The following is a 21,652-nucleotide window of genomic DNA, read 5'->3' on the forward strand; positions in this document are numbered from 1 at the left end:
GGAGGAAGAATTGGCGGAGAGAATGAAAGAAGCGAGAAGAAGAATCCGACCTGTCTACAAGGGTGGCGTCGATTCAACGTCGTCGGTATAGCCGTGCCGTTTGAGCCAGAATTCTGCCTGGGGAATTTGCCATTCGTAGTCCACGTCCAGCCCGCCCCAATTGTGAACCGGAAAGATCTTCTTTCCCATCCAGCGCTGAGGCAGGAGCCCCTCATGCAGGTTCTCTAAACAGCGAGGCCGGACCACCGACACCCCCATGTCCGCGTAATAAACATTGCCTTGGGAGTCGCGGTCGCAGGACAATTTCGATGGGTCGCCAAAAGCGTCGAAAGGCACGAACGGCTGCAAGCACCCGTCTTCATCCGCACGCCGGGCGCGCAACGGACTCCACATGTTGTAACAGGAGACCGTGACGGCGCTGTCCAGCGCTCCGTTTCTCCGCAAGGTCTTGACCCCCTCTTCAATCAAGCGACTGGTCACGGTTGGGGAATTCGCGAACAGCAGCACCATCAACTCGATTTCTTTACCCTCCTGCCGCCAGAGCTCGCGGATGTGCCGATACCCATGCGCAAAAGCATCCTCGCCCAGGGCCGTGGCCGTGCAAAGCTCCGGGGGGCGGACGATGATTCTCGCGCCGTGTTGCCGTCCGACCGCCATGATTTCTGGAGAATCGGTGGAAACAAAAACTTCGTTGACAAATTTGCAGCCCCGCGCCGCCAGAATGGGGTAAGCCATCATGGGCCGGCCCAACAGAGGATACAGATTCTTGTTCGGCATGGTCACGCTGCCGCCGCGACCCAGTAAAAGCGCAGGAATAGCCATAATTGTTTAATCTGTTCGCAACCTTTTTACTGCAGTGATATCTCCGCCCGTGCCACAGAGAGGGATTGTTCAGCCTGGGTTCCGAATTCGATCGAGGCTTCTATCATCTTTCTGACATCCATGAGTCCGCGTCGGGACGAAGCGTAAGGACCGCCGGCAAGATGCTTCAGCATGTCGCGCTCTGAATCCCCCAGATCAACGCTTCGCGTGGCGGCCTCCGGATCGTCTAAGAGCAGCAACCTGAAGGGCTCATTTTCCACGGCCTTGTTCACGATATCCCAGAGATTTTGCAGAGACATACTCGCACCCGGTTTCCACTTCTAATAACACTCCAAAGCCGTGCGTTTGGCGTCGTAAACGCCATCCAGATACTCTTTCCTTAATTGAGCGAACATGCGGTTTCCTTCGCCATCAAACCGCTCGGCGATGCGAATCCTCGAAAACTCAGACCGGGGCAGCTTGGCGTACAGAACGAATGTCCTTTGCAGCCCAAGCAACTCGGTCTTTGAGATGGTCGGCATGTTGAGAATGGTTTTGAAATACGGATAATCACCGCTCAACGAGATATCGATGACCTGGTCGTCCTCAGCTTTTGGCAGATACCCCTTTCGCTCGCAGACCTTGTAGAGTTCAGTCCCTTTGTACGGATTGAACAGATAAGCGTTGATCGTCGCGGACTGGATGTGCCGATTGAGTGCGATGGTGTCGAAAACCAACTCCCGGGTTTCATCCGGGAACCCCATGATGTTATTAACCGTCGTGGGGATTCCGGCATTGTGCAGGAGTTGAAGCCCATTGATGATGAGTTCATTCCTCATCGAACGCTTCAGCACTTCGCGTCGAAACGTTTCATTGCCGTGTTCCAGGCCAATGTTGATGTGGGCCACCCCCATCTCTTTCAGCAGGTCAATGCGAGGCTGAGTAATCGTCTCGGGCCGGGTCTGCAGCCAGAATGGCAGCCGTATTTCTTTCGCGTAGGACTCGCCCATCGCAACAAAATCGTCATTGGGCATGGCGAAGAACGTTTCGGCGTTGAAATAAATGAATTCGGCGCCGTGTCGCTCGACGAGGGACTTGATTTCGTCGATCAAACGTCCTGGGCTCTTGGCGCGGTGGTAACGCTGGTTGACCCGTTTGTAGAGGACATTCAGCATGGGATCTTCACAAAACGCGCACTGGTAAGGGCACCCTCGGTGCATTTCGACCGGAAGTATCCGCATCACGCGCCCCTGCATGGAACGGTAAAAGCGCGCCGGCTCAAAGATGTCGTAGTCGGAGAACGGCAAGCTATCGACATTCACCGTCGGTCCGATCTCATTCTTAATGATCGTGCCGTCCGGCTTTTTGATCCAAAGGTTCGGGATGGTATCCAGACTCTTGCCCTCGGCCATTCGGCGCACCAGCTCTAAAAGCGCGTTCTCTCCCTCTCCCACACAAACGAGGTCAACGGATTCTTCCTGCGCGACAACTTCCGGCGCAAAAGTCGCCATAATGCCGCCGGCAACCACCGGAATCCCTCGACGATGAGCTTCACGCATCAACGGGATTCCAATGGGAAACGTATCTTCCAGCAAAGACACTCCTAGGAGATCTGGATCGTACTCGTCGAGGAGTTGGCGGAAGTCCTCCACGATGTCGGACTCTTTATAGAGTACCCCGCTGTCCTCCAGTTTGAATCGTTTGAGTTGCAGCAACTCGAGGCGAATGTCATCGAAGCTTTTATCCTGAGGCCGATACAGCGTGGTGTCGAACAAGCGGGTCTCAAACCCTGCGCGTTTCAAGACGGCGGATAGAATCGATATGCCCGCGGGAAGGAGCAGGTGTGCCATCTGAAAGTTGGGGTACAAGAAAAGAATCCGGCCCCGAAATTGTTTCGATGGAAATCTTGTCATGTGAGCGCTCTTTAGTTGCTCGTCGCCATGGAAGGTTCTGCAACCGACTCGCGACCGGGCCCTGTCCCAAGCATGGCCTTGTAACGCGAATCAACCATCCCGAGAATCGAAGCTTCGGCGGCGTCGTTGATCTTGAAATCATCTTTCTCCAACTCGATCTTGCCGGCATCGTCATTCTCGTTTCGGTCGCCCCAGTGCATGAAGTTTTCGAGGACTTCCTGCCGCAACTCGTCCCAAACGCGGTCTCCTTCCGGAGTCAATTCCTCAGCCTTCCGAACTTCTGACCATCTGGATTTCGGAAGTTTCACGTAAATCACGAAACATCGCCGCAGCCCTTCGATCTCTTCTTTTGACCAATGCGGCATGCGGAGCATCGTGGGCTTCATGATGGAGCGAGTGATCTCGCCCGGTTTCACGTAGCCGAGCAGTTCCGCCATGGTCCTCAAAGGGGTGCCGTGGAAAGGCGTGAAGGAATAGGCATTCATGCCGTCCGATCGGATGCGCCGGTTGAGATCGATCGTGTCGAAGGCCAGTTCTCTGTTCTCCCGAGGGAAGCCCATGATGTTGTTCACGCTGAAGGGCACTCCCAGCTCGTGGAGGATATTCAAATTGTTGACGATGGTTTCGTTGTCGATCCGGCGCAACAGCACTTTCTCGCGAAACCGTTCGTTCCCGTGCTCGACACCGAAAGCGACGCGCAGGATCCCCGCCTCTTTCAATCGTTTGAATTTATGCCGCGTCACGGTCTCCGGCCGCGTTTGGATCCAGAACGGCAGCTTGAATTCGGAGTACATGTCGCAGAACTCCTCAAACTCCGCATCCGTGACGGCCAGGAATGTGTCGGCCCAGAAATAAAAGGAATCCGGTTTGTAGCGCTCCCGCAGATAGACGAGTTGGTCTTTGATTCTCTGCACCCTCGTCTTCCGGAAGAATTTCTGTTTGGCCTCCTGGTGAATGATGATTTGCGAAGGCGAGTTGCAGTAGGCGCACGTATAGGGGCAGCCTCGGATCGTCTCGACCGGAAACATGCGCCAAACTTTTCCCTGCATCGGCCGATAAAACCGGCTTTCCTCGAAGAAATTGTAATTCGGGAGCGGCACATCATTGGGATCCAGCACCACCGGAAGCGGGTTTCGATGAAATGACCCGTCCTTCTTCAGAAAACAGATGCTGGGTATGCTGGCCACTTCGCGGCCCGACTCCAAACGCCGGCAAAGCTCCGGCAGAGTCGTTTCCCCCTCTCCGGTCAGGAGGTAATCGATCATGCCGTCGGCCTTCCGCAAGGCCAGCTCCGGGGCGAAAGTCGGGAAGACCCCGCCCGCCACGACTTTGGGCCGGTCCCGTTTGTCCAACGCCCGGAGCAACTCCAGGGCATTCGGGTACATGTCTTCTGTGACCGAGAAAGCGAGAAGATCGGGAGAGAATTCCCTGATCTTCCACCGGAAATCTTCTGTCGGCGAACCATGTTTCTCGTTCTGCCGCAGCAACCGGTCGTCAAAAGGTCGCGCGTTCAGTCGCTCTTCTTTGAGCTTATCGCTGTCGAGGCTCCCCCAGTCGGAGTAAGTGGTGGTGTCGAACAAGGCAGTCTGATGCCCTTCCCGCAGCAAGCAGCTATTCAGAATGCCAATTGCCGGAGGCAGCATGTTCATCCCGAAAAGATTCGGATAGACCAGGAGAATCTTCATCGCGCTGATGGCTTTCGCATCAAATCCTCTTCAGCCGAGCAAGTTGCGCGCCACGGAATTGAAGCCCCATTTCTACTTCCGAAACCCAAGAATGCACCATGTTGGGCGTCTTGGGTCGCCCGCCCTGGGAATAATATTCCGCCCTGCGGACGAAATTGTCCCGGGGCCAGTCGGATGGGAAGCCGGCCTGCTGAAAAGTTAGCGCCTCACAAATACCGTGTTCAGGCTGTCCTCATACGGACTCCCCGCTAGTTGCCGGCTCGAATGGTCGGTGAAGTCCGTGATTCTTACAAATCCGAGGCGCAGCAGCAGATTCGCGATCGGATCCGAGTCTCCCTTCTTCTTGGAGACTTCGACCAGGACAGAGCGGAGGCGCGGGTCGAACAGAGTGGAAAGCGCGCCCTGGAATACCTTTTCCTCCAGGCCGTCCACATCCACTTTGAGATGATTCGGGAATTTGAACCCCCATTGCTTCCAGAGAAAATCCAAATCGACGCCCACAGTGCCCTGGCAATGGACCGGCTGGAATTCATGACCGCAGCAATCCTGCGTAGTCCCAAAGCTGTGCAGCGCGGCGCCGCTGAGCAGTTGCGCGCCCTTTCCTTCTGTAAAACTGAACTGCTGGGGATGGATGTTCAGTCGGTCAAAACAGAGCCTGTCTGCGATCGCCACGTTGCAGGGGAGGATGCAGTTCGAGAGCCCGTTCAGGTAGATGTTCTTGCTTAACTGCGCGTAATTCAGCGCCTCAGGTTCAAACGCGTAAATCGAGCAGTTCCCGTTCAGGACTCGAGCCGCGTAAAGGGAATATTGACCAATGTTCGCCCCGACGTCGTACATCGTGTCGCCGGGCCGAAAAAGGCGTTCAATCCACTCCAGAGTTTCCGGTTCCTTCGTCCCGAACGTGTTGGCTCGAAAATCCTCGATCGGTGAATCGACACAAAGCCGGATGGAGTGGCCTTTGACAATACAGGTTTTGATCATAGCAATTTAGCTGGCTTCCAGCTCGCACAGCAGGTGCTGAAGACACTCGGCGAACTCGATCATCAAGCCGGGCGGACCCAGGGTGACCCGAATGCAACCGGAGATACAGGCTGAATCGAAAGGTCCTTTCACCAGGTAACCTTGCTCCTTCAGACGAAGGACCAGTTGCTTCGGGCTTACGAGGTGGGCCACACGGATCAACATGAAGTTCGTGCTGGTCGGGAGAGGAATCAACCCCATCTCAGTCAGGCGCTTCGCCAATAGACGCGCCGCGGAGTGAACTTCATTCTTATAGGCTTCGACTATTTCCGGATGATCCAGAATCAGTCTTGCACAAAGCATCGCCATACTGTTCACGTCGTGGGCTGATCGCACCTTGAACAGGCTTTCGGTGATTTCGGATGCCGCCGCCACCCAACCAATCCTCAGCCCGGCTAACCCGCACGCCTTCGAAAACGTTCGAAGGATGAGCAGATGTGGGTGCTCGCGGACAGACGGAAGATTGGTCACATCGGAAAATGGGTAATAGGCCTCGTCAACCGCCACCAGAGCCCCCGCGCGAATCGCTCGGTCGAGCACGCCGAGAACGGTGTCCGGCTTGAGAATTGTGCCGGTAGGCTGATTTGGATTGGCGAGCACCACCAGTCGAACGCCCGAACCTGCCGCGTCCATGAGCGCCTGCTCGTCCAGGCTGAGATCCAGATTGAAACCAATCTGAATCGGTAAAGCCTCGAACATTCGGGCATAAATGGGATACATCGCGTAGCTTGGATCAAGCATGAGCACTCGGTCACCCGGGCTGACGTACGCCTGGAACAACGCCTTGATCGCCGCATCTGATCCGGCCGTTAACAACAGCATCTCTTCCGGCAGGCCCGTCTGGCGGGCCAACTGCGGAAGCAATTCGTCCTGAAACGGGTAACGCGTGAGCAACTCGCTTGAAACCATCGATCGTATCTTTTCGATGAACCAGCCCGGCAATGGCGAAAGCCGCTCATTTCGGTCCAAGCAAACGTACCGATGGTGGTCGCTGCCCGGATCGCGAACTCGGCGCAATCCTGCGATAGGGGGCCGGGCGGATAGATCAAAAGCATGCATGCGCTGCACGGGTTAAATGACGGTACACCTCTGGCAAGGAGAAAGACTGTTTCGTCGATGCGCCAGGTGAGCTTCGCGATAGGCGCTGTATTTTGGCCCGGTCCAGAGTGCGGACAAACCTTCGTTCCGGGCGTTCCCTACCTTTAGTGTGGAGAGGTAGTCCACGTCACATGGATTCACCGTTCCGTCGAACCACACGAACATACGCCGCCAAAGATCGGAGCACGGAGTCGAAACATTGTTGACGGGGCGTTGATAGGTGTTCTCCCAGGGATTGTAATCCACAAAAGCGACCTGATCGACCAGTTCGCCCCAAAATTTCTCCATTTGATCGAGGTTCTGCGCGGAGTTGTATCGGACCCCTGAAACACGCGTGATCAAGTTCGAAGCAGAGTAGTCACGCCGCCGTATCTCGAGGAACCGTTCGACGTTGGCCTGAACCCGCTCCAGCTTTCCATTGACCCGCAATTGGCTGTACAGAGGCTCGGCCGCCGCATCCGCCGAAAACACCAGGGTGTTCGCGCCCGATTGCAGAATGGCGTGCGCCTTTTCCTCGTCCAGGAGTGAGGCGTTCGTGTTGATTTTCAGGCCGAGGAATTTCCCGCGGACGTAAGCCAGCATTTTGACGATGTCCCGGCAGACCAGAGGTTCTCCCCGCGAGGCCAGCGTGATGGCCTCGCATTTGCCTTCGGCTTCGTCGATAATCTTCCGAAACAAATCATAGCTCATCATCCCCATGTGTCCGCCTCGGGCGTCCGTCAAGTGCGAGTCAGTTTGGTAGCAAAATACGCAGCGATAATTGCAGATCGAAGTCGGTTCGATTTGCAGGCAGGGAGGAAAATCATCCACGGTCCGGCTTTTCGGAAAGACGTCGTACCGGTAACGATAGAACAGATACCGGGGAAGGTCAGCCTGGGAAACTCGACTCAGTTCCTCCACGACGTGAGGTCGCAAAGAAAAACGATCTGGAGAACTCTCCTCGGAGAGCAGATCACTACAAGCCTTCTGGACAATGGTGCGACGGTAGTCAGGAAGCTTCAGTTCGCTCCGATCAATCGCCGCGATGCGCTGAAGGATCGCCTGCGGATCGTGGCCTCTCTGGCGCAGCTCGCGAAGGCTGTCCGCCTTCAAATAAAGTTTGTCCATGATGACTCTTGTTTGCCTGGAAACACAGTCGCGTACTCCGCTCCAACGCCGACGTGCATGCGTGATTTGTCGGATGCTTGATTTCTTACTGAAGTCTCTGATTGAGTCGCGACAAGACATCGCTAAGTGTGTGGACCCCTGGACTAGTCGCGCTGTTCATAGGTTCCCTTTGCTTGAGGGAGCGTCCATCCCGACAAACGTTTTTCAGGAACGAAATCACGCGCCGGGCACAGGGCTCACCACCACGATGGAGCATGTATTTATTCATGAAAGTCGTCGTGTCGATCCGCCGCAACTCCTCAACAAACGGATGCGGGTCCTTTGCCAGGCGACGCACGGCGTTGATCAGCGCGTCGTCCGTCTTGCACCACAGGCAAGCGCGCTCCAAGTCTTCGATGAAATGGGGCAAAAGCAGGATTTGCGTGGGATCTAGATAGAGGATTGTTGGCTTGTTCAGAGCCACGCCTTCGTTGAACGCGTTGCAGCTTGTCGAGTCGCAGATGATGAGGTCGCTTGCGAGCATCAAATTGGCCAGCGATTGATTCGGTTCCACGCTGATCGAAGGCAATCTGGCCAACTCCAGCCAGCGCGGCGTCGCTTGGGCTGCGAGCTCTCCGGGGAAAGGCCTGTAAATCACACGGAGTTTCGCGGCCTGGCCCAGGATCTCGAGGCATTTCCTCTGCATGAGGTAACGCTTCGTGTCTTCAAGCGGGCCGTTCGTGTTCTTCAAGGAGACTTCACCAATCCAGAGCGCCGTTAGAAACGGCAGCGGACCGCGCGAGCTCGAATGCAACCGCAACGCTTCCAATCGAGCCGAGCCAACGGGCACATATTTGGCGCGCGTTGGCAAACATGGATTGGGGGGGGGCACGATACCATCCCCGTAACTCAAGAAGTAGTCCGCATGGGCCATCTCAGTAAGGGCATGAGACGGAACGTCGTGCGTGCCATAGCAAGCTCCGTGCTGATAGCACACCGACGGGATTCCACGTTGGCGTGCGTGAAAGGCCAAGCGTTTTGTGGGAAGCCATGGCATTGCGAAAAAGCACACGGCATCTGGCTGGCAAACCTCCAACGCCCGCAGGGCCACGGCGTCTGTATGCCGAACCAGCGTCGGCATCTGCACGACCATGGATTTCAGGTAATTCCGTAGGGCCGGATAAAGGTCCAGTCCCAACACCTTCAACGTCGGAGGCTCCGGCCGGCTGCGCTCCCAATCATCGAATAACACAGCCAAGTCTGCTAATTCCTTTGCGGTCACTTTTGGAGGCCCAATCCCCAAGTCGCGACCGCCGTCTTGCCCCACATCGTGGAGAAACGGCTTGTAGTAATACAGCCAGTCCCGCAAGCCGGCGAAACTCCCTTCGATGGCGAAACACTGGACTTCTGCATCGGCGAGCAGATCGGGCAAAACGGCGGCCCAATCATAGACTCGACTGTGGGCCAGCAAAAGCCTCAGTTTGGAGGGATTGTAGTGATTTTTTGAATTACCCGGAAGCTCAGAGTCTCTGCGAGCCAAGGAAGGGAGCACGCTCGCAGGATTGGAGGAGCATTGAAAGGCGCCTTTGAAACCGGACGGGAGGCCCGAACCAGGGTTGGCGCGCCTTCCCTGGAGCACGTCCAACCATGGGTTCTGGGTATATCCGTCATCTTGGAACCACGTATTCAACTGCCCCGAAAGAATCGTTACCTGAGAAGGTGAACACGCTCGAATAACTTCACGCATCAAATGCGAACGCGCAGCCACGACCAACATTGCGCACCGCAAGTAATAGGCGTTTTCGCTTACGAAGCCCGGCCCGTCAAACCGCGCTAGATCGCAACGTGCCCCGATAAATGTCTCGATCTCCTTTCCAAGTTCGACGACCTCGTGGCAAAACTGCCGCTCAGCCAGGAGAATCGGTCTGAATTCAGCGTAGGCTGATATTGGCTCGTGCGGCAGGTTCCGCTCCTCGAGAGCCTGGAGCGCCTCGGCCGTAATCGCGATCAGCCTTGCCGATACATAAGATTTGTCATCCTCCATCCAATTGAGAACCTGCTCGCGATCTTCAAAAAAGACTAAGTGCATCGTATGGGTGTGTAACTGTCTTGCGCATGCACAGGCGTCCGCTTAACGCTGCGTCTGTTCGCGAAGAATTTAGCAACCCCAGGTTGAAAGAACAAGTCCGGTTCAACAAGGTTGTTTCTAGTGGCGCATTTCCTTAATGCAACAAGAAGCATACGCCGACTTGGGAAGCACTCGGTGGCCTAGCAGCAGGATTTGCTGCTTTGGTTCGAGCAGCGTGCTGGCGAACTGGAGGCTTGAATAGCGGCAAGCTGGTACCGGGCCCTCAGAGTGTCCAACGCGTCATCAATGTCTGACTGCTCAGGAAGGCCGAGCATGAACTGGCAGTTGCGGCACGCATCAATGTCGTGTCGTTTGCCAGTGAGGTGTTTCAGGCGAAAATTGAGAAGGTGTTCTCCTTGCCAGATATCCACAACGGATTCCTTGGAGGCGTTACCGACGACCGTGCCATGGCTCCAGTCAACGCAGCAGACCGAAACGCTCCCATCAAAATTGATGGCGATTCCTTTGAACGGTTCTGGACAGGCAATCCGGTTCTTCTTGAGCGGACTTGCGCCACACATCCCGGTTTTGGGCTCTTGACCCAGCGTAAAGTCTTTGACGTTCGATTTGCTCCATCCCATCATCTCCTCGATGTTGATTTCATCGCAATACTCGGAAAAGTCGTTTAGAAACTTCTGCTTTTCCTCCTGCGACAACCCAATGTCCAGAATCTTAACGTAAACTCGTAGCTTCACCGACTTTCGAATCTTCTCCAAGTAAAGAGATCTCACGTTTTGCAGAATCGACTCATACTTCGTAGCAGTTTGCGTAACTTCCTTGTACCCTGTGTCACTCACGTGTTCGATGGAGATCTTGATATAGTCCAGGCCTGCTTCAATGACTTCGACCGCCCGATCCGTAGTAAGTAATGATCCGTTTGTGACGGTGCGGATGGATTCGGCGATGCCTTTGTCTTTCGCGTAGGCAATCATTTTGCCGAGTGATTTGTTCAAAAATGGCTCGCCATCTTTGTGAAGCCACAAAACCTTGACCTTGTCATCGAAACCTGAAACATCGTCGATGATCTTGCAGAAGAGATCCCAACTCATCACGCCCTTCGGTCTTTGCACTGAACGCAACAAATCGAAGTCCCCCGTTGGGCAAAAACTGCAACGGAAATTGCACGCATTAGCTGGATCAATCATAATACTGAAGGGCGTGCGGAGTGGAAGAACGTCGCTCAGCTTGACCAGGTGAGCACTTACGTTAGCGCGGTACGATTCGACTCGCTCTATTGGATCGGTCATTGGAAACCTCCTATGGGGGCGGGCTGTTGGCCATACTTAGGTGATTGATAACTTCAAAGTGCGGTAACCAGTTCCTGAATAGACCAGTTGGCTGCCTCGCGGGTCGTGTGTCCAAGGAATTCAGCAGCAAAACTTGTGAACTTTGTGACACCAGCTCTGCTAAGCGATTTTTGGCCGCAATCACACCGTTTTCTTGGCTTTTACGAAATCAAAGCCGCATTTTTGAGGTTCAATGTCTTCCTCAGATTCTAGAGAAGACTTTACTGCGGCGACCTAGACTAGCCCGGACTGTCTTGTCTGCAAGCGCTCCAGAGTCTGGGTCATAAGTCGCAATTCGGAACAGTCCTCACCCCGTCTCCCCACAATTGTCGCCGGGACGCCAAGAAGCATGGAGTTGTAGGGGAATTCGCCGCAGACCACCGAGTTGGGACCCACGACCACGCCATCTCCCAGCACTGAACTCATCAAGACATTCACATTGCTGGCCAACCAGACATCCGCGCCGATGATCACGGGTTCATGATGGTAACCTTGCGCCAGAATGGTTCTTCCCGGTGCGACTCGATGCGTGCCGGCGTTGATGTGGATATAGCTGGAGAATAAGCAATTCGGGCCAATGAAAACATCGGCACCAGCGTTGATCACCAGATCCTTTCCCACGGCGGTTCGGGTTCCAACTCGGATCGTGGCCTCGCGCGCGGCTACGATCCGTGCGTCGTTGTCAAAAAGACAATCATCCTCGACCTGGATGGCTCCGTTCTCGCGGTTGCGGAGATCGACCAGGCCCGCGAAGGTCACGTTGTTTCCGATTCGTATTCGCTTCGGATCACCCTGGAACTTCCACCGAACCTGACCGCCGAACCGCACATTCCGTCCCACGTCAACGCCGAATGACCGCAGGACGGTGGACCAAAAGATGGACCTTGCAATCGTGCGTCCGTTCCGAGCCCCATTGAAGACGCGCAGCAAGACGCTCATGCCGCCTCCGCGCCTGGATGCTCGCTGAGATATTTAGATCGGCATTCATTGCGGCTTATTTTCCCGCTGCTTGTCTTCATCACCCAGCCGGGTTCTTTCAAGACGAAATGGTTCACGACGCATTCCAGTTTCTGAAAAACTGCCTGTTTGACCTCGGCCTCTACGGCCTCGGACAACACGGAACCGTCGCTATCGCGCTCGGCCACGACGACCAGATCTTCAGTCCCGGTTCTGGAGTTCTCACTGCCGAAAGCCACAACCCGTCCGGATTTTACTTCTGCCAGTGCGCCGACGATTTCCTCGATGTCCTGCGGATAGAAATTCCGCCCGGCGATGATGATCAGGTCCTTCTTGCGCCCCGTGACGTACAATTCCTCTTCCCACAAAAAACCCAAATCGCCGGTCAAGTACCAGCCGTCCCTGAAGGCGGTCCGCGTTGCTTCCGGATTGCGACAGTACTCCTTGAGCAGGCAATCGCTCTGGATGCTGATCTCGCCGACAACGCCTTCGGGCCGTTCCCTGCCCGCCTCATCCATAATGCGAATTCTTGTCTGTGCGATCGGCTTGCCTTGGGACACGATTCCGCGTCCGGCTTTCGCGAGTTTGACCCGGCCCTCCTGCGCGAGGAAAGCGGCATCAATGTGGATGACTCTATGGTAGGCAGCCTGGGTCGCAGCGAACACATTCTCCGCCATCGCGTAACAGCTCCACAGTTTGTCCAGAGTCAAACCCAGTTCCCGGAATGCTTGATGAAATCGTTCCCAGGTGCTGGCAGAGACGGGCTCGGAACAACTGACCAAGGCGCGAATCGAGGTCAGGTCTATCTCTGTGAACTGACTTGGCCGGACTCTCTCGGCGAGCAATTCGAAAGCGAAGTTGGGCATCCACGCGAGGGTCCCCCGGTAGCGGCTGCACAACTCGAAGAGGAGTTTCGGATTCGTGATCCACTCGAAGGGAGAAACCATCACGACCGGCACACCCACCAGCAACGGCATGAGAAAGCACGCGATGAATCCCATGTCATGATAGAGCGGCAACCAGCTCACAATCAAATCGTCTGTCCGCAATTCGAGCGCGCGGCCATACTGGCTCACCTGGTGGCAGATCGCGCGATGGCTCATGGCTACACCCTTCTGAATGCCGGTCGTGCCGGAAGAATGTTGGACGACCACTGTTTCATCCAATGACACCGGAACAAACTCCTCCAACCGCGATTGGCTGCGCCATCCATCGCCGCTGAGAATGCTTGTGGCCGGCGGCACCATCGGTCCGAGGTGGACCGCGAGATCCTTGGAGCAAAAGATTCCCTTGAATCCAACACGCGAGAAAATATCGGCGTGGTTGCGGGCATAAATCTCGAAGGGAACTTTGGCGCTCGGATAAGAGAGAATGGAGGGAACAACTCCCGCCTGGAGACAACCCGCGAAGGCGACAAACAAGTCTTCGGAGAGCGGAAGCACCAGACCGAGCCTGTCACCGGCTTCCAGCCGGTTTGCTCGAAGATAGGCGGCGAATCTTTGAGCCCGCTGCAGGAGATCGCCATAGGTCAGCGCCAAGAACTCGCCCTGCTCAGGTTTGAAGCGAAGGATTACTTTGTCGGGTTCCGCGCTCCCTCTCCTGCGGAGCCTCTCGAACAAATGGGCTGGCTCCTCTTCGATGCGCAGCGGAGTTCCACCACCTGTCTTGTGAACTTCGTCGTGGCCCACCAGATGGCCGGCAATATCGAGGATGCTGTCGAACTCCGGTGAAAGAAAAGCGCTCTCCGCAATGACCGGACCAAAGCGCCTGGAAATTTCTTCGGCAAGCAAAGCCCAATTCAAACTGTCGATCAATCCGTCGCGCCGCAGCCGCGCCGTCGGCGTCGGCGTTTCACGGACGATCTTCAGGTCCAGCAGTAGCGCCTGGATTTCGGCGACGGCAGCTTGAAGGCTCGAAAATTGACGCCTCTGAACAGGCGATTTCGCGGGTGCAGCTTTCTGCGGCGCGAGCGCCCGGTTGCGCCTCGGATCCTTGTAGAGTCTTTGACCGACGACCCGGCCCGGATTCCCCATCACGATGGAATACGCAGGAAAGTGCCCGGAAATAACTGAATTAGCCCCGACAATCACACCCTCTTCAATCGTCGTACCCATCAAGACATTGACGCTATTGGCCAGCCAGACGTCGCGCCCGATCACGACCGGCTCTTGCACGTAGCCCTGTTCACAAATCGGTTGATCCCGAAATGTCGGGTGTCCCGAGCCATTGATGTGAACATGGCTGGAGATCAGACAATTCTCACTGAGAGTGACATTGGCCCCGGCGTTGATCACCAGGTCGAGGCCAACCTGGGTCTTGCGGCCAATCCGGATCGTCGATTCCCGCGCCGCTACGAGCCTCAGATCCTGGTCGAAATAGCAGCCGCGCTCGATGACGATCGACCCGTTCTCGCGGTTACGCAGATCAATATCCCCCGTGAAGGTGACCTCATCTTCGATGCAGATTCGTCTCGGATCGCCGTTGAATTTCCAGCGAACTCGCCCACCAAAGACCACTCGCTTTCCAACTTTCACTCCCAGCAGCCGCAAAAAAATTCCCCACCGCATCGAATTCAGACGCAGTGGCGCTCGCTTGAGAAACTTGAAGAAAGTCAGGGCAGCCATGCGCACGGGAACAGCCTTCAAGGAGCAGTCTCGATCCATTGCTGAAACCACAGCTCGAGGTTCAGGATTTGCCAAATGAGCATGCCATGCTGGACCTCGCCAGCCAAGTGCTCGCGCAGAACTCTGTCCGCTGCCTGCGCCCGAAGGACACCTCGCTCCCGAAACCGCCGCGATCCAACCGTATCCTGGACCAAGTCGCCCAGGCCCGATCGGAGCCATTGATCAAACGGCAGGTTGAAACCCGTCTTGGCAACCCGCAGCCGAATGTGGTCCGGGACAATGCTGTCTGTAATTCTCCGGATCAGATACTTGTTGACGCCGTCGCGGATTTTGTAGCGGTGCGGAATGCACCAGGTGTACTCGAACAGGTCCAAATCCCAAAATGGATCGCACCCGGTGATCCCGTACCGCCATCCCATGATGTCTTCGGCCCAAATCGCGGGTGGCAAGGCATCCTTCGTGATTTCCTGAACGGTGTAGCTTCTCACATAATCGCCATACGACTCGACCGGCGGCGGAAGCCGGTATGCTGCCGCATATTCATCGGATAGCATTTCCAGCGACGGGCATAACCTGGCTTCGCCCTGAACAAGAACGCCAGCCCGTCGGATATCGACGGAATTGCGGAAGAAATTCTCGACGGTCTGGTACGACTTGGGCCACCGCGGCACGGAATGATGCTCAATCCACTTTCGAACTTCGTGCCGAAGCAACTCTTCCTGACCGGAGTTCTTCAGATACGCAAAGAAGTGGAGAAAATTCGGGTACGCTCCGGCCATGTGGTGGTCTCCTCCCGATCCGCTGATCAGACACTGGAGTCCTGCTTCAGCCGCCCCGCGATTGAGCCGCTCTTGCGCGTACACGGTGGCCGTCGTCCACGGTTGGTCATAGTGAGCGTAGAGGTTGGCGATCTCGTTCTTGAACTTTTCAACCGTAGGCTGAATGTTGTGCCATTCCCTGAGATACCGTCTTGCCACCGGCTCGATCAGGTCGAGTTCGTTCGCCCGGTCATCCATCGGATAGGTGACGGAGACGCCAACCTGTTTTTCTCCTGTCAGCTTGCAAACGTAGCCCAGGACCGTGTTCGAATCCATTCCGCCACTGAGCGAAAAGCCCTTTTTCGAAGGCATGGGAGCGACCCGCTGAGTAATCGCCTTTTCTAACAACGCGGCCATTTCCTGATGAAGCTGCCGCTCGGACTTGTCCTCGAAAAACGGCTGGCTCGCATCAAACCGCCAATAGACGCGCTCACTGAGCTGGCCGTCGTGCCAACTCAGAGCTGCTGCCGGTAAGATCTGAGACACATTTCTAAAAAAGGTGTTCTTTCGCCCATAGACCGTCGAGTAATGGCTCGTGGCATAGAGCGCAATGATTTCGGGATTTGGCTCGCGTTTGCCCGACGGTATGTCTGCCAGCAAACTGGCGTAGGACGAAAAATAAAAGACGCCGTCATGTAGCAAATAGAACATCGGCTTGAGCCCCCAACGGTCCCTGAACATCTTCACGAGGTTCTTGGCCGCATCAAGCGCGAGGATGCAGAACGCTCCCTGCAATTGATTCACGAAATCGTCGCCGCTAACGCGGTGCAATTCCGCCACGTCCAGTGCGCCAAGGAGTTTGTCTCCAAAGTGGACCGTTCCTTCGACCAAGAAGAGCGGGCCATCGTCCCTCTGGAAGGCTCGATACGGGCTCCTTGCAGAGGCGACGTAAAGAACCGCGGCAGTCCCCGAACTGGATTCCCATTTCCCTCGTTCCAGAGCGAGGCAATTCGCGCTCAGGGCCTCGAGTCGCTCCAGCCAGGGCTTGTGCCGAACCACGAGGTCGGGACGCGCATGTGACGCCAGGTAACCGAACAATCGAGCCATACGCGATTATGTCTCCACTTCGAAGGTGGACATCCAAACCTCAACGCAAAGCACCTGCCAAAGGATCCGCCAGAGCGCGGTGTTCCCTCGCTCGAATTGTGTCATCAGTCCCTCGATTCCGCGGAGGTCGAACAGCGTCGCAATCCGAGCGTTCGGGCTTACACTGTCCTTGAAGAAAGTATTGAACTCTCCGCGAGCGAGCGACTCGGCAATCGGGGTATCGAAAGCCTGTTTGGGACGGTGAACCAGTTCGTGAGGCAGATAACGCTCGGCAAGTCTCTTCAAAATGAATTTGCCTTCCGTGGGGTGAATCTTCAACTCCGGCGCCAGCCGATTGGCATATTCGACCAGCGGCCAATCCAGGAATGGGACACGCACTTCGATCCCGCAAGCCATCCCCATTCGATCCTGCCGCTGCAAAAGATGCGGGAGGTAAGTGGATTGGTCATAGAGGAGCAACTGATTGCCGTCAGCTTCTCCCTTGAGATCTGTCGCGAGGCGTTCTCGAAAGTCGAACCGCCGCTGACGATTGGGCCAGAAGCGTTCGATCCGGGGAAACGCAACCTCATTGCGCCCGTAAACGACCACGTCTTCCTTGCCGCTCCGGTAAGCGCGCAACGATTCCCGATATCGATCGTAGCCTCCAAAGGTTTCGTCCGCTCCTTCACCTGACAGAAGCACCTTGACGCCGAACCGTGAGATCTCACGACACAGCTTGTAGAGACCGATGGTGTTGGTCTGGATGATTGGTTCATCGTAGAACCACGTCACTTTGCGGAGCAGTTCGAGCGCGTCGGCACTGTCGATGTCGATAGTATGAAGCGGAATCCCATTTGCTTCCGACACCATCGTCGCGTATTGGGTTTCATCATAACCCTCGCTCGGATGGCGCAACGTGAACGCCTGGATTCCGGGTTGCTCCTGGTTAGCGAATAACGTCATGAGACTGGAGTCTACGCCGCCGCTCAGGAGCGCCGCCAGTGGAACATCCGAGATCAATTGATAGCGCACCGCGCGCCGAATCTTGGCCTCCAGACAGTCCAATGCCTCGCCGGTTTCTTGGATCAGATCGGCGTGTCCCTTTGCTTTCCAGAATCGGCCGATCGTGAATTCGCGGTCCAGGATTGTGAACCAATGGGCCGGTTCAAGCTGATAGATCCCTTCGTAAAGCGTGTTCGGGCCAGCCACAAACCCAAAAACGAGATACTCGAACAGGGTGTCCTGACGAAGCTTTCGCGGAACGCGGGCATCGCAAAACAGCCCCTTGATTTCAGAAGCGCAAATGAACTGCTGCTCGTCCCGATAGTAATAGAGCGGTTTGACGCCGAGATGATCGCGCGCCCCAAACACGAGGTGCCTTTTCTCGTCGTAGATGACGAAAGCAAAAATCCCGTTCAAGTGCTGGAGCACATCCATGCCAAATTCGATGTAACCGCGCAGCAAAGCCTCGGCATCGCAGTTCGTGCGGAAGACGTGGCCGCACCCGATGAGCCGCTGGCGGATCTCTCTGTAATTGTAGATTTCGCCGTTAAATGTCAGCGCCACGCCTGCCGACTTGTCCACGACTGGCTCTTGTCCGTCTTCCGGACTGATAATGGCAAGACGGCAGTGTCCGATCTCAATCCGGTTTTTCGACCAAGTCCCCGTGCCATCCGGACCGCGATGCCGAAGCGAGGCCATCGCCCGTGCCAGTACGCCGTCATCGCTTGGCACCGAGCGATTGAACAGGTAGCGACAGACAATGGCGCACATATCGGAGGTTCTTTTTATTCGAGAGATCGTGGAAGGATCACGAACGGTCTTGCACGCATTCGATGCAACCAGCTTCGATTTGAGTTGCGATTGTCATTCTCTCGGCGGTCGGCTCTTGCGTATCGGCCACGGCTCTTCAGGTTTTAGGTTGGGAGGCGAAATCTCTGGTCGAGCCACTCGATCACCTGTCCTTGCTCCTGGCGGAGATAAGCCTCGAACTCGTCCATTCGCTCTGGATCGACTATCACCACAAACATCTTGTCTTGAGGGTTGTTCACGAGGGCAGTCTTGAAACCTTGTTTCACCAAGCGCGCATTGACCGATGGCGTCGCGTAGAAACCCCAGCTCTTAGCGGTGAAATCGTGCTCCTTGCCCGAAGAAGTCACAAACGTGACCTGTTCATCCGGTTCGAGACGAATGGTCGCGCAGTCTGAAATCTGAACCCGTCCCACTTGATAGCGGCGCGGCGGCTCTTTGCGGTCGATCTTCATTTCCAGTTCCAATTCTCCACCAGGAAACCCGGGATGATCCACTTGGCGTTTCGCTTCACCCAGATGTCCGGATTGCGGAATCTCTCCGCGATTTCAAAGAACCGTTCCCGAGTGATCCCGACGAAGGCGCAAAACTTCTCGATGTCCGCTTCGGGTGTTTGGTCCCCTTTCTCAAGCACGATTTCAACCGCCTGCTCGCGAGTCAATCGGCCGTTCCGAATCTCGAGCGACAAGTTGTCGAAGAGACGCGTGAATCCAAACTTGTACCACTTCAAATGATGGTGGATGGAGATGAAATCGTCGTCGATGTCCGCGAAATCGTAAAAGCCCGTCTTTGGACCGCTGGGGCTGGCCCGAAAACCATGCGCCTGGGCAACAGCCAGGCTGGTGGCGGCATCCCAGGCAAAATAGTACCCTAGGAAAACCGCTCGCACTCCGGCTTGTTCGACTTCTTCATCTTCGGGACCGAAATAAGGTGTGAGCTCCCTGACGGTCAAATCCACGGCTGCCCAGTCTGCAGCGGTCGTTCCATGCGTGACGCCATAGGTGCGGAGCCAGCGCCGATCCAGGCGAAAGCCAGTGAGCGCTTCGTCTGTGGTGCCGTATTCAAAGGCGGAGTTCTCTCCCCACACCACCAGGGGAATCTCCAGGCGAATGGCGAGCTTGAGGGGAATATTGAAGATCGCCAGGTGCATCGGGATGGCCGTCGAACCGTACCGCTCGAACGTCCGCAGCATGAATTTGCGTTCCACCCTGGGATTGACTTGATAGTCCACGTGATCGACGCCAAGGCTCACGAGGTTGGCCAGATTCTGCGCTCCGATCTTAGTTCGGGCGGGCGTCTTCCAAGTCACGGCCAGGGGATTCAGTCCGCACTCCAGACACCGGATGACCTGCCAGGTGCTGTCTTTCCCTCCGCTTACAGGGATGAGGCAGTCATATCCCTTGCTGCGGCTCTTCGCGAATTCCACGACGCCGCGAAACGCGTGTTCGCGCTCGGCACAATCGATGTCGCGCTTGCGGGCATGCGCACGGCAGGCGTTACAGACACCGTCGGCATCAAGGACGATGTTCGGACGCGTGTCTGGGATGATGCATTTGACGCAATATTTCACGCGGCGAATTCCTCCAAAAAGATTTTACTGTTGAGAAAATAGAAAAGGAATTTGCTTTCGCTGTTCGGGAGATGCTCTTTGCGGAGCAATTGCTCGATGCGCTCGCGCTTAACCAAATCAAAGACCGGGCTTCGGTCGAGCAGACTTTCACGCACGTCTGAACTCCGCACGTTCAAGCAGGAGAGAATCGGAGCGTTGAAGCCGACTTTTCGGCGGTTGTCCAACACCCCATCCGGGGCAATGCCTCTCATCGCATCCCGCAGCACCGCCTTGGCCCGCCCCTCTCGAACCAGATGTCGTGTTGGAACGCTCTGACAAAACTCGAAAAGTTCGCGGTCCAAAAACGGCGATCGGTTTTCGATGGAGTAATACATCGCATTCAGGTCGTCCTCGTGCAGGATAACAGGCACGGCTTCGTGAAAAAGTTCGTTGAGCATCCGATTCCGGAGCAGACTCCCCGTGAACGTTTCCTCGAAAAACGGTTCGGACCAGTCCCGCGTCAGGTACTCCGCAAACTCATCGGCATTAAGGAAGATGTGCTCGCGGAAATCCGGCCTCTCGACAAACAAGTCAGGGTTTCCCAAAAACGGATTCCGAACGACGGGTTTCACGTGCTCTAACCAGGCCTGCCTTGCGGCCCGGCAAAGCCCGGTATCGTTTCGGACTTCGTAGAGATAGGCCAGATGGTGGTCATAGTAGCCGGAGAATAGCTCATCCGCGGCGGTTCCACTGATTGAAATGTGGTAACCATGCCGGGCCACATTCTCCATCAACTGCCAGTGAGCGAAGTAAGTGATCGTGTAAACCGGCGCGTCATGATGCCGCACCAGCGTCCGCAGTTTGGGAAGAAATTCAGCCGTGCTGATCGGGACATACGTGTGTCGGATACCGAGTTCGCGGACGGCGAGGTCCACCATGTCCTTCTCCTCGTACCGGGCGTCCGTGTTCAAGATCGTGAACCCATGCACGTCGTATCCGAAGACTTTTTTTGCGGTCGCGACCAAGGCGTTCGAATCGATTCCGCCGCTCAGACAAAAAGCGAGCGGCACGTCCGCGCGCAGACGCAATTTGACGGCGCGAAAGAGTTTGTCCCGCGCTCCGGCGGTCGCTTCGGCTGCCGACATTCTGCCGTCCGGACGATAGACCGGCTGCCAGTAGCGTTTCTGGCGTATCGTCCCATCAGCGTCGATATGCAAAGCCGTGGACGGGGATAATTCGCTCAGTCCTTTGAAAAACGTCGCCTTCTTCTTGTACAATGCCTTGTAGCCATTAACTAGGTAACGGCAAATCTGGTCCAGATTTAATTCCAGTTTCGTGCCGAGCAAGGCCTGGATAAACTTCGCCTCGGAGCCAAAGAACAGCCCCGATTCATCCTGGTACAAGTAGAGGGGTTTTTCTCCGAAGCGATCCCGGCAAAGGAGCAGCGAACCATTTTGTTCATCGTAAACGGCGAACGCCCACATGCCTTCACAGCGGTCCAGCGCTTCCCAACCGCAATAATCGATCGCTCGCAGGAGCACCTCGGTGTCCGATTCCGTGGCGAATTGGATCCCTTCCTTCTTCAGTTCCTCCCGAAGCTCCAGATAATTGTAAAGTTCGCCATTGTACACCATCCACCTGAATCCGACGCGGAACGGTTGATGGGCGCGCTCGTCCAGATCGATGATGCTCAGACGTGTGAACAACAAATACGCCCTGCGGCCGGAGGAAGTTGTCCAGCAGCGCCAGGCGGCATGATCCGGGCCGCGACGGTGCATCCGCTCCAGGCAAGTCTCGATGCGGTTTGGCTCCAACTCTCGAGTGCCAAAATATCCTGCAATCCCGCACATCG

16 protein-coding genes are annotated in these 21,652 nt (G+C 55.8%); all 16 read right to left on the reverse strand.

Annotation, left to right across the window (positions count from 1 at the left end):
• Positions 1–54: 54 nt before the first annotated feature.
• Positions 55–822 (reverse strand): cytidylyltransferase, encoded by a 768-nt coding sequence (locus FJ398_01555; GenBank protein ID MBM3836641.1) that lies wholly within the window; start codon positions 820–822, stop codon positions 55–57.
• A 26-nt stretch (positions 823–848) separates the two neighbouring features.
• Positions 849–1,121 carry a hypothetical protein gene (locus FJ398_01560; protein MBM3836642.1) on the reverse strand — a complete coding sequence of 91 codons (273 nt, stop codon included), beginning with the start codon at positions 1,119–1,121 and terminating at the stop codon, positions 849–851.
• 21 nt (positions 1,122–1,142) lie between these two features.
• The gene (locus FJ398_01565) at positions 1,143–2,714 is read right to left on the reverse strand and encodes a B12-binding domain-containing radical SAM protein (GenBank protein MBM3836643.1); all 1,572 of its coding nucleotides are present in this window, start codon (positions 2,712–2,714) and stop codon (positions 1,143–1,145) included.
• An 11-nt stretch (positions 2,715–2,725) separates the two neighbouring features.
• Positions 2,726–4,399 carry a B12-binding domain-containing radical SAM protein gene (locus FJ398_01570; protein ID MBM3836644.1) on the reverse strand — a complete coding sequence of 558 codons (1,674 nt, stop codon included), beginning with the start codon at positions 4,397–4,399 and terminating at the stop codon, positions 2,726–2,728.
• A 198-nt stretch (positions 4,400–4,597) separates the two neighbouring features.
• On the reverse strand, positions 4,598–5,380 hold the full coding sequence (locus tag FJ398_01575; protein MBM3836645.1) for an FkbM family methyltransferase: 783 nt from the start codon (positions 5,378–5,380) through the stop codon (positions 4,598–4,600).
• A 6-nt stretch (positions 5,381–5,386) separates the two neighbouring features.
• Positions 5,387–6,478 (reverse strand): histidinol-phosphate aminotransferase family protein, encoded by a 1,092-nt coding sequence (locus FJ398_01580; protein ID MBM3836646.1) that lies wholly within the window; start codon positions 6,476–6,478, stop codon positions 5,387–5,389.
• A 12-nt stretch (positions 6,479–6,490) separates the two neighbouring features.
• Complete coding sequence (locus FJ398_01585; GenBank protein ID MBM3836647.1) at positions 6,491–7,744, reverse strand: radical SAM protein; 1,254 nt, start codon at positions 7,742–7,744, stop codon at positions 6,491–6,493.
• A complete protein-coding gene (locus tag FJ398_01590) occupies positions 7,710–9,074 on the reverse strand; it encodes a hypothetical protein (protein MBM3836648.1) in 1,365 nt (454 codons plus the stop codon). The genes FJ398_01585 and FJ398_01590 overlap by 35 nt, the downstream gene beginning before the upstream one ends.
• Positions 9,075–9,871: 797 nt before the next feature.
• Positions 9,872–10,978: a radical SAM protein gene (locus FJ398_01595; GenBank protein ID MBM3836649.1), complete on the reverse strand. Its 1,107-nt coding sequence runs from the start codon at positions 10,976–10,978 to the stop codon at positions 9,872–9,874.
• A gap of 273 nt (positions 10,979–11,251) precedes the next feature.
• Complete coding sequence (locus FJ398_01600) at positions 11,252–11,956, reverse strand: acyltransferase (protein MBM3836650.1); 705 nt, start codon at positions 11,954–11,956, stop codon at positions 11,252–11,254.
• On the reverse strand, positions 11,953–14,637 hold the full coding sequence (locus FJ398_01605) for an AMP-binding protein (protein MBM3836651.1): 2,685 nt from the start codon (positions 14,635–14,637) through the stop codon (positions 11,953–11,955). The genes FJ398_01600 and FJ398_01605 overlap by 4 nt, the downstream gene beginning before the upstream one ends.
• The gene (locus tag FJ398_01610; protein ID MBM3836652.1) at positions 14,616–16,463 is read right to left on the reverse strand and encodes a hypothetical protein; all 1,848 of its coding nucleotides are present in this window, start codon (positions 16,461–16,463) and stop codon (positions 14,616–14,618) included. Before FJ398_01610 ends, FJ398_01605 begins: the two co-directional genes overlap by 22 nt.
• A 6-nt stretch (positions 16,464–16,469) precedes the next feature.
• Complete coding sequence (gene asnB / locus FJ398_01615; GenBank protein MBM3836653.1) at positions 16,470–18,215, reverse strand: asparagine synthase (glutamine-hydrolyzing); 1,746 nt, start codon at positions 18,213–18,215, stop codon at positions 16,470–16,472.
• Positions 18,216–18,358: 143 nt separating this feature from the next.
• Positions 18,359–18,706, reverse strand: a complete 348-nt coding sequence (locus FJ398_01620) for a hypothetical protein (protein ID MBM3836654.1) — start codon at positions 18,704–18,706, stop codon at positions 18,359–18,361.
• A complete protein-coding gene (locus FJ398_01625) occupies positions 18,703–19,821 on the reverse strand; it encodes an N-acetyl sugar amidotransferase (GenBank protein ID MBM3836655.1) in 1,119 nt (372 codons plus the stop codon). Before FJ398_01625 ends, FJ398_01620 begins: the two co-directional genes overlap by 4 nt.
• Complete coding sequence (gene asnB / locus FJ398_01630) at positions 19,818–21,650, reverse strand: asparagine synthase (glutamine-hydrolyzing) (GenBank protein MBM3836656.1); 1,833 nt, start codon at positions 21,648–21,650, stop codon at positions 19,818–19,820. Before asnB (FJ398_01630) ends, FJ398_01625 begins: the two co-directional genes overlap by 4 nt.
• Positions 21,651–21,652 lie beyond the last annotated feature (2 nt).

Source organism: Verrucomicrobiota bacterium (genome assembly GCA_016871535.1).
Lineage (GTDB): Bacteria > Verrucomicrobiota > Verrucomicrobiia > Limisphaerales > SIBE01 > VHCZ01.

Excerpts from the sequence above, each read along its gene's own strand:
- FJ398_01555 (MBM3836641.1), bottom strand. The coding sequence starts at position 822 with ATGGCTATTCCTGCGCTTTTACTGGGTCGCGGCGGCAGCGTGACCATG.
- FJ398_01560 (MBM3836642.1), bottom strand. The coding sequence starts at position 1,121 with ATGTCTCTGCAAAATCTCTGGGATATCGTGAACAAGGCCGTGGAAAAT.
- FJ398_01565 (MBM3836643.1), bottom strand. The coding sequence starts at position 2,714 with ATGACAAGATTTCCATCGAAACAATTTCGGGGCCGGATTCTTTTCTTG.
- FJ398_01570 (MBM3836644.1), bottom strand. The coding sequence starts at position 4,399 with ATGAAGATTCTCCTGGTCTATCCGAATCTTTTCGGGATGAACATGCTG.
- FJ398_01575 (MBM3836645.1), bottom strand. The coding sequence starts at position 5,380 with ATGATCAAAACCTGTATTGTCAAAGGCCACTCCATCCGGCTTTGTGTC.
- FJ398_01580 (MBM3836646.1), bottom strand. The coding sequence starts at position 6,478 with ATGCATGCTTTTGATCTATCCGCCCGGCCCCCTATCGCAGGATTGCGC.
- FJ398_01585 (MBM3836647.1), bottom strand. The coding sequence starts at position 7,744 with ATGTCTTGTCGCGACTCAATCAGAGACTTCAGTAAGAAATCAAGCATC.
- FJ398_01595 (MBM3836649.1), bottom strand. The coding sequence starts at position 10,978 with ATGACCGATCCAATAGAGCGAGTCGAATCGTACCGCGCTAACGTAAGT.
- FJ398_01600 (MBM3836650.1), bottom strand. The coding sequence starts at position 11,956 with ATGAGCGTCTTGCTGCGCGTCTTCAATGGGGCTCGGAACGGACGCACG.
- FJ398_01605 (MBM3836651.1), bottom strand. The coding sequence starts at position 14,637 with ATGGATCGAGACTGCTCCTTGAAGGCTGTTCCCGTGCGCATGGCTGCC.
- FJ398_01610 (MBM3836652.1), bottom strand. The coding sequence starts at position 16,463 with ATGGCTCGATTGTTCGGTTACCTGGCGTCACATGCGCGTCCCGACCTC.
- asnB (MBM3836653.1), bottom strand. The coding sequence starts at position 18,215 with ATGTGCGCCATTGTCTGTCGCTACCTGTTCAATCGCTCGGTGCCAAGC.
- FJ398_01620 (MBM3836654.1), bottom strand. The coding sequence starts at position 18,706 with ATGAAGATCGACCGCAAAGAGCCGCCGCGCCGCTATCAAGTGGGACGG.
- asnB (MBM3836656.1), bottom strand. The coding sequence starts at position 21,650 with ATGTGCGGGATTGCAGGATATTTTGGCACTCGAGAGTTGGAGCCAAAC.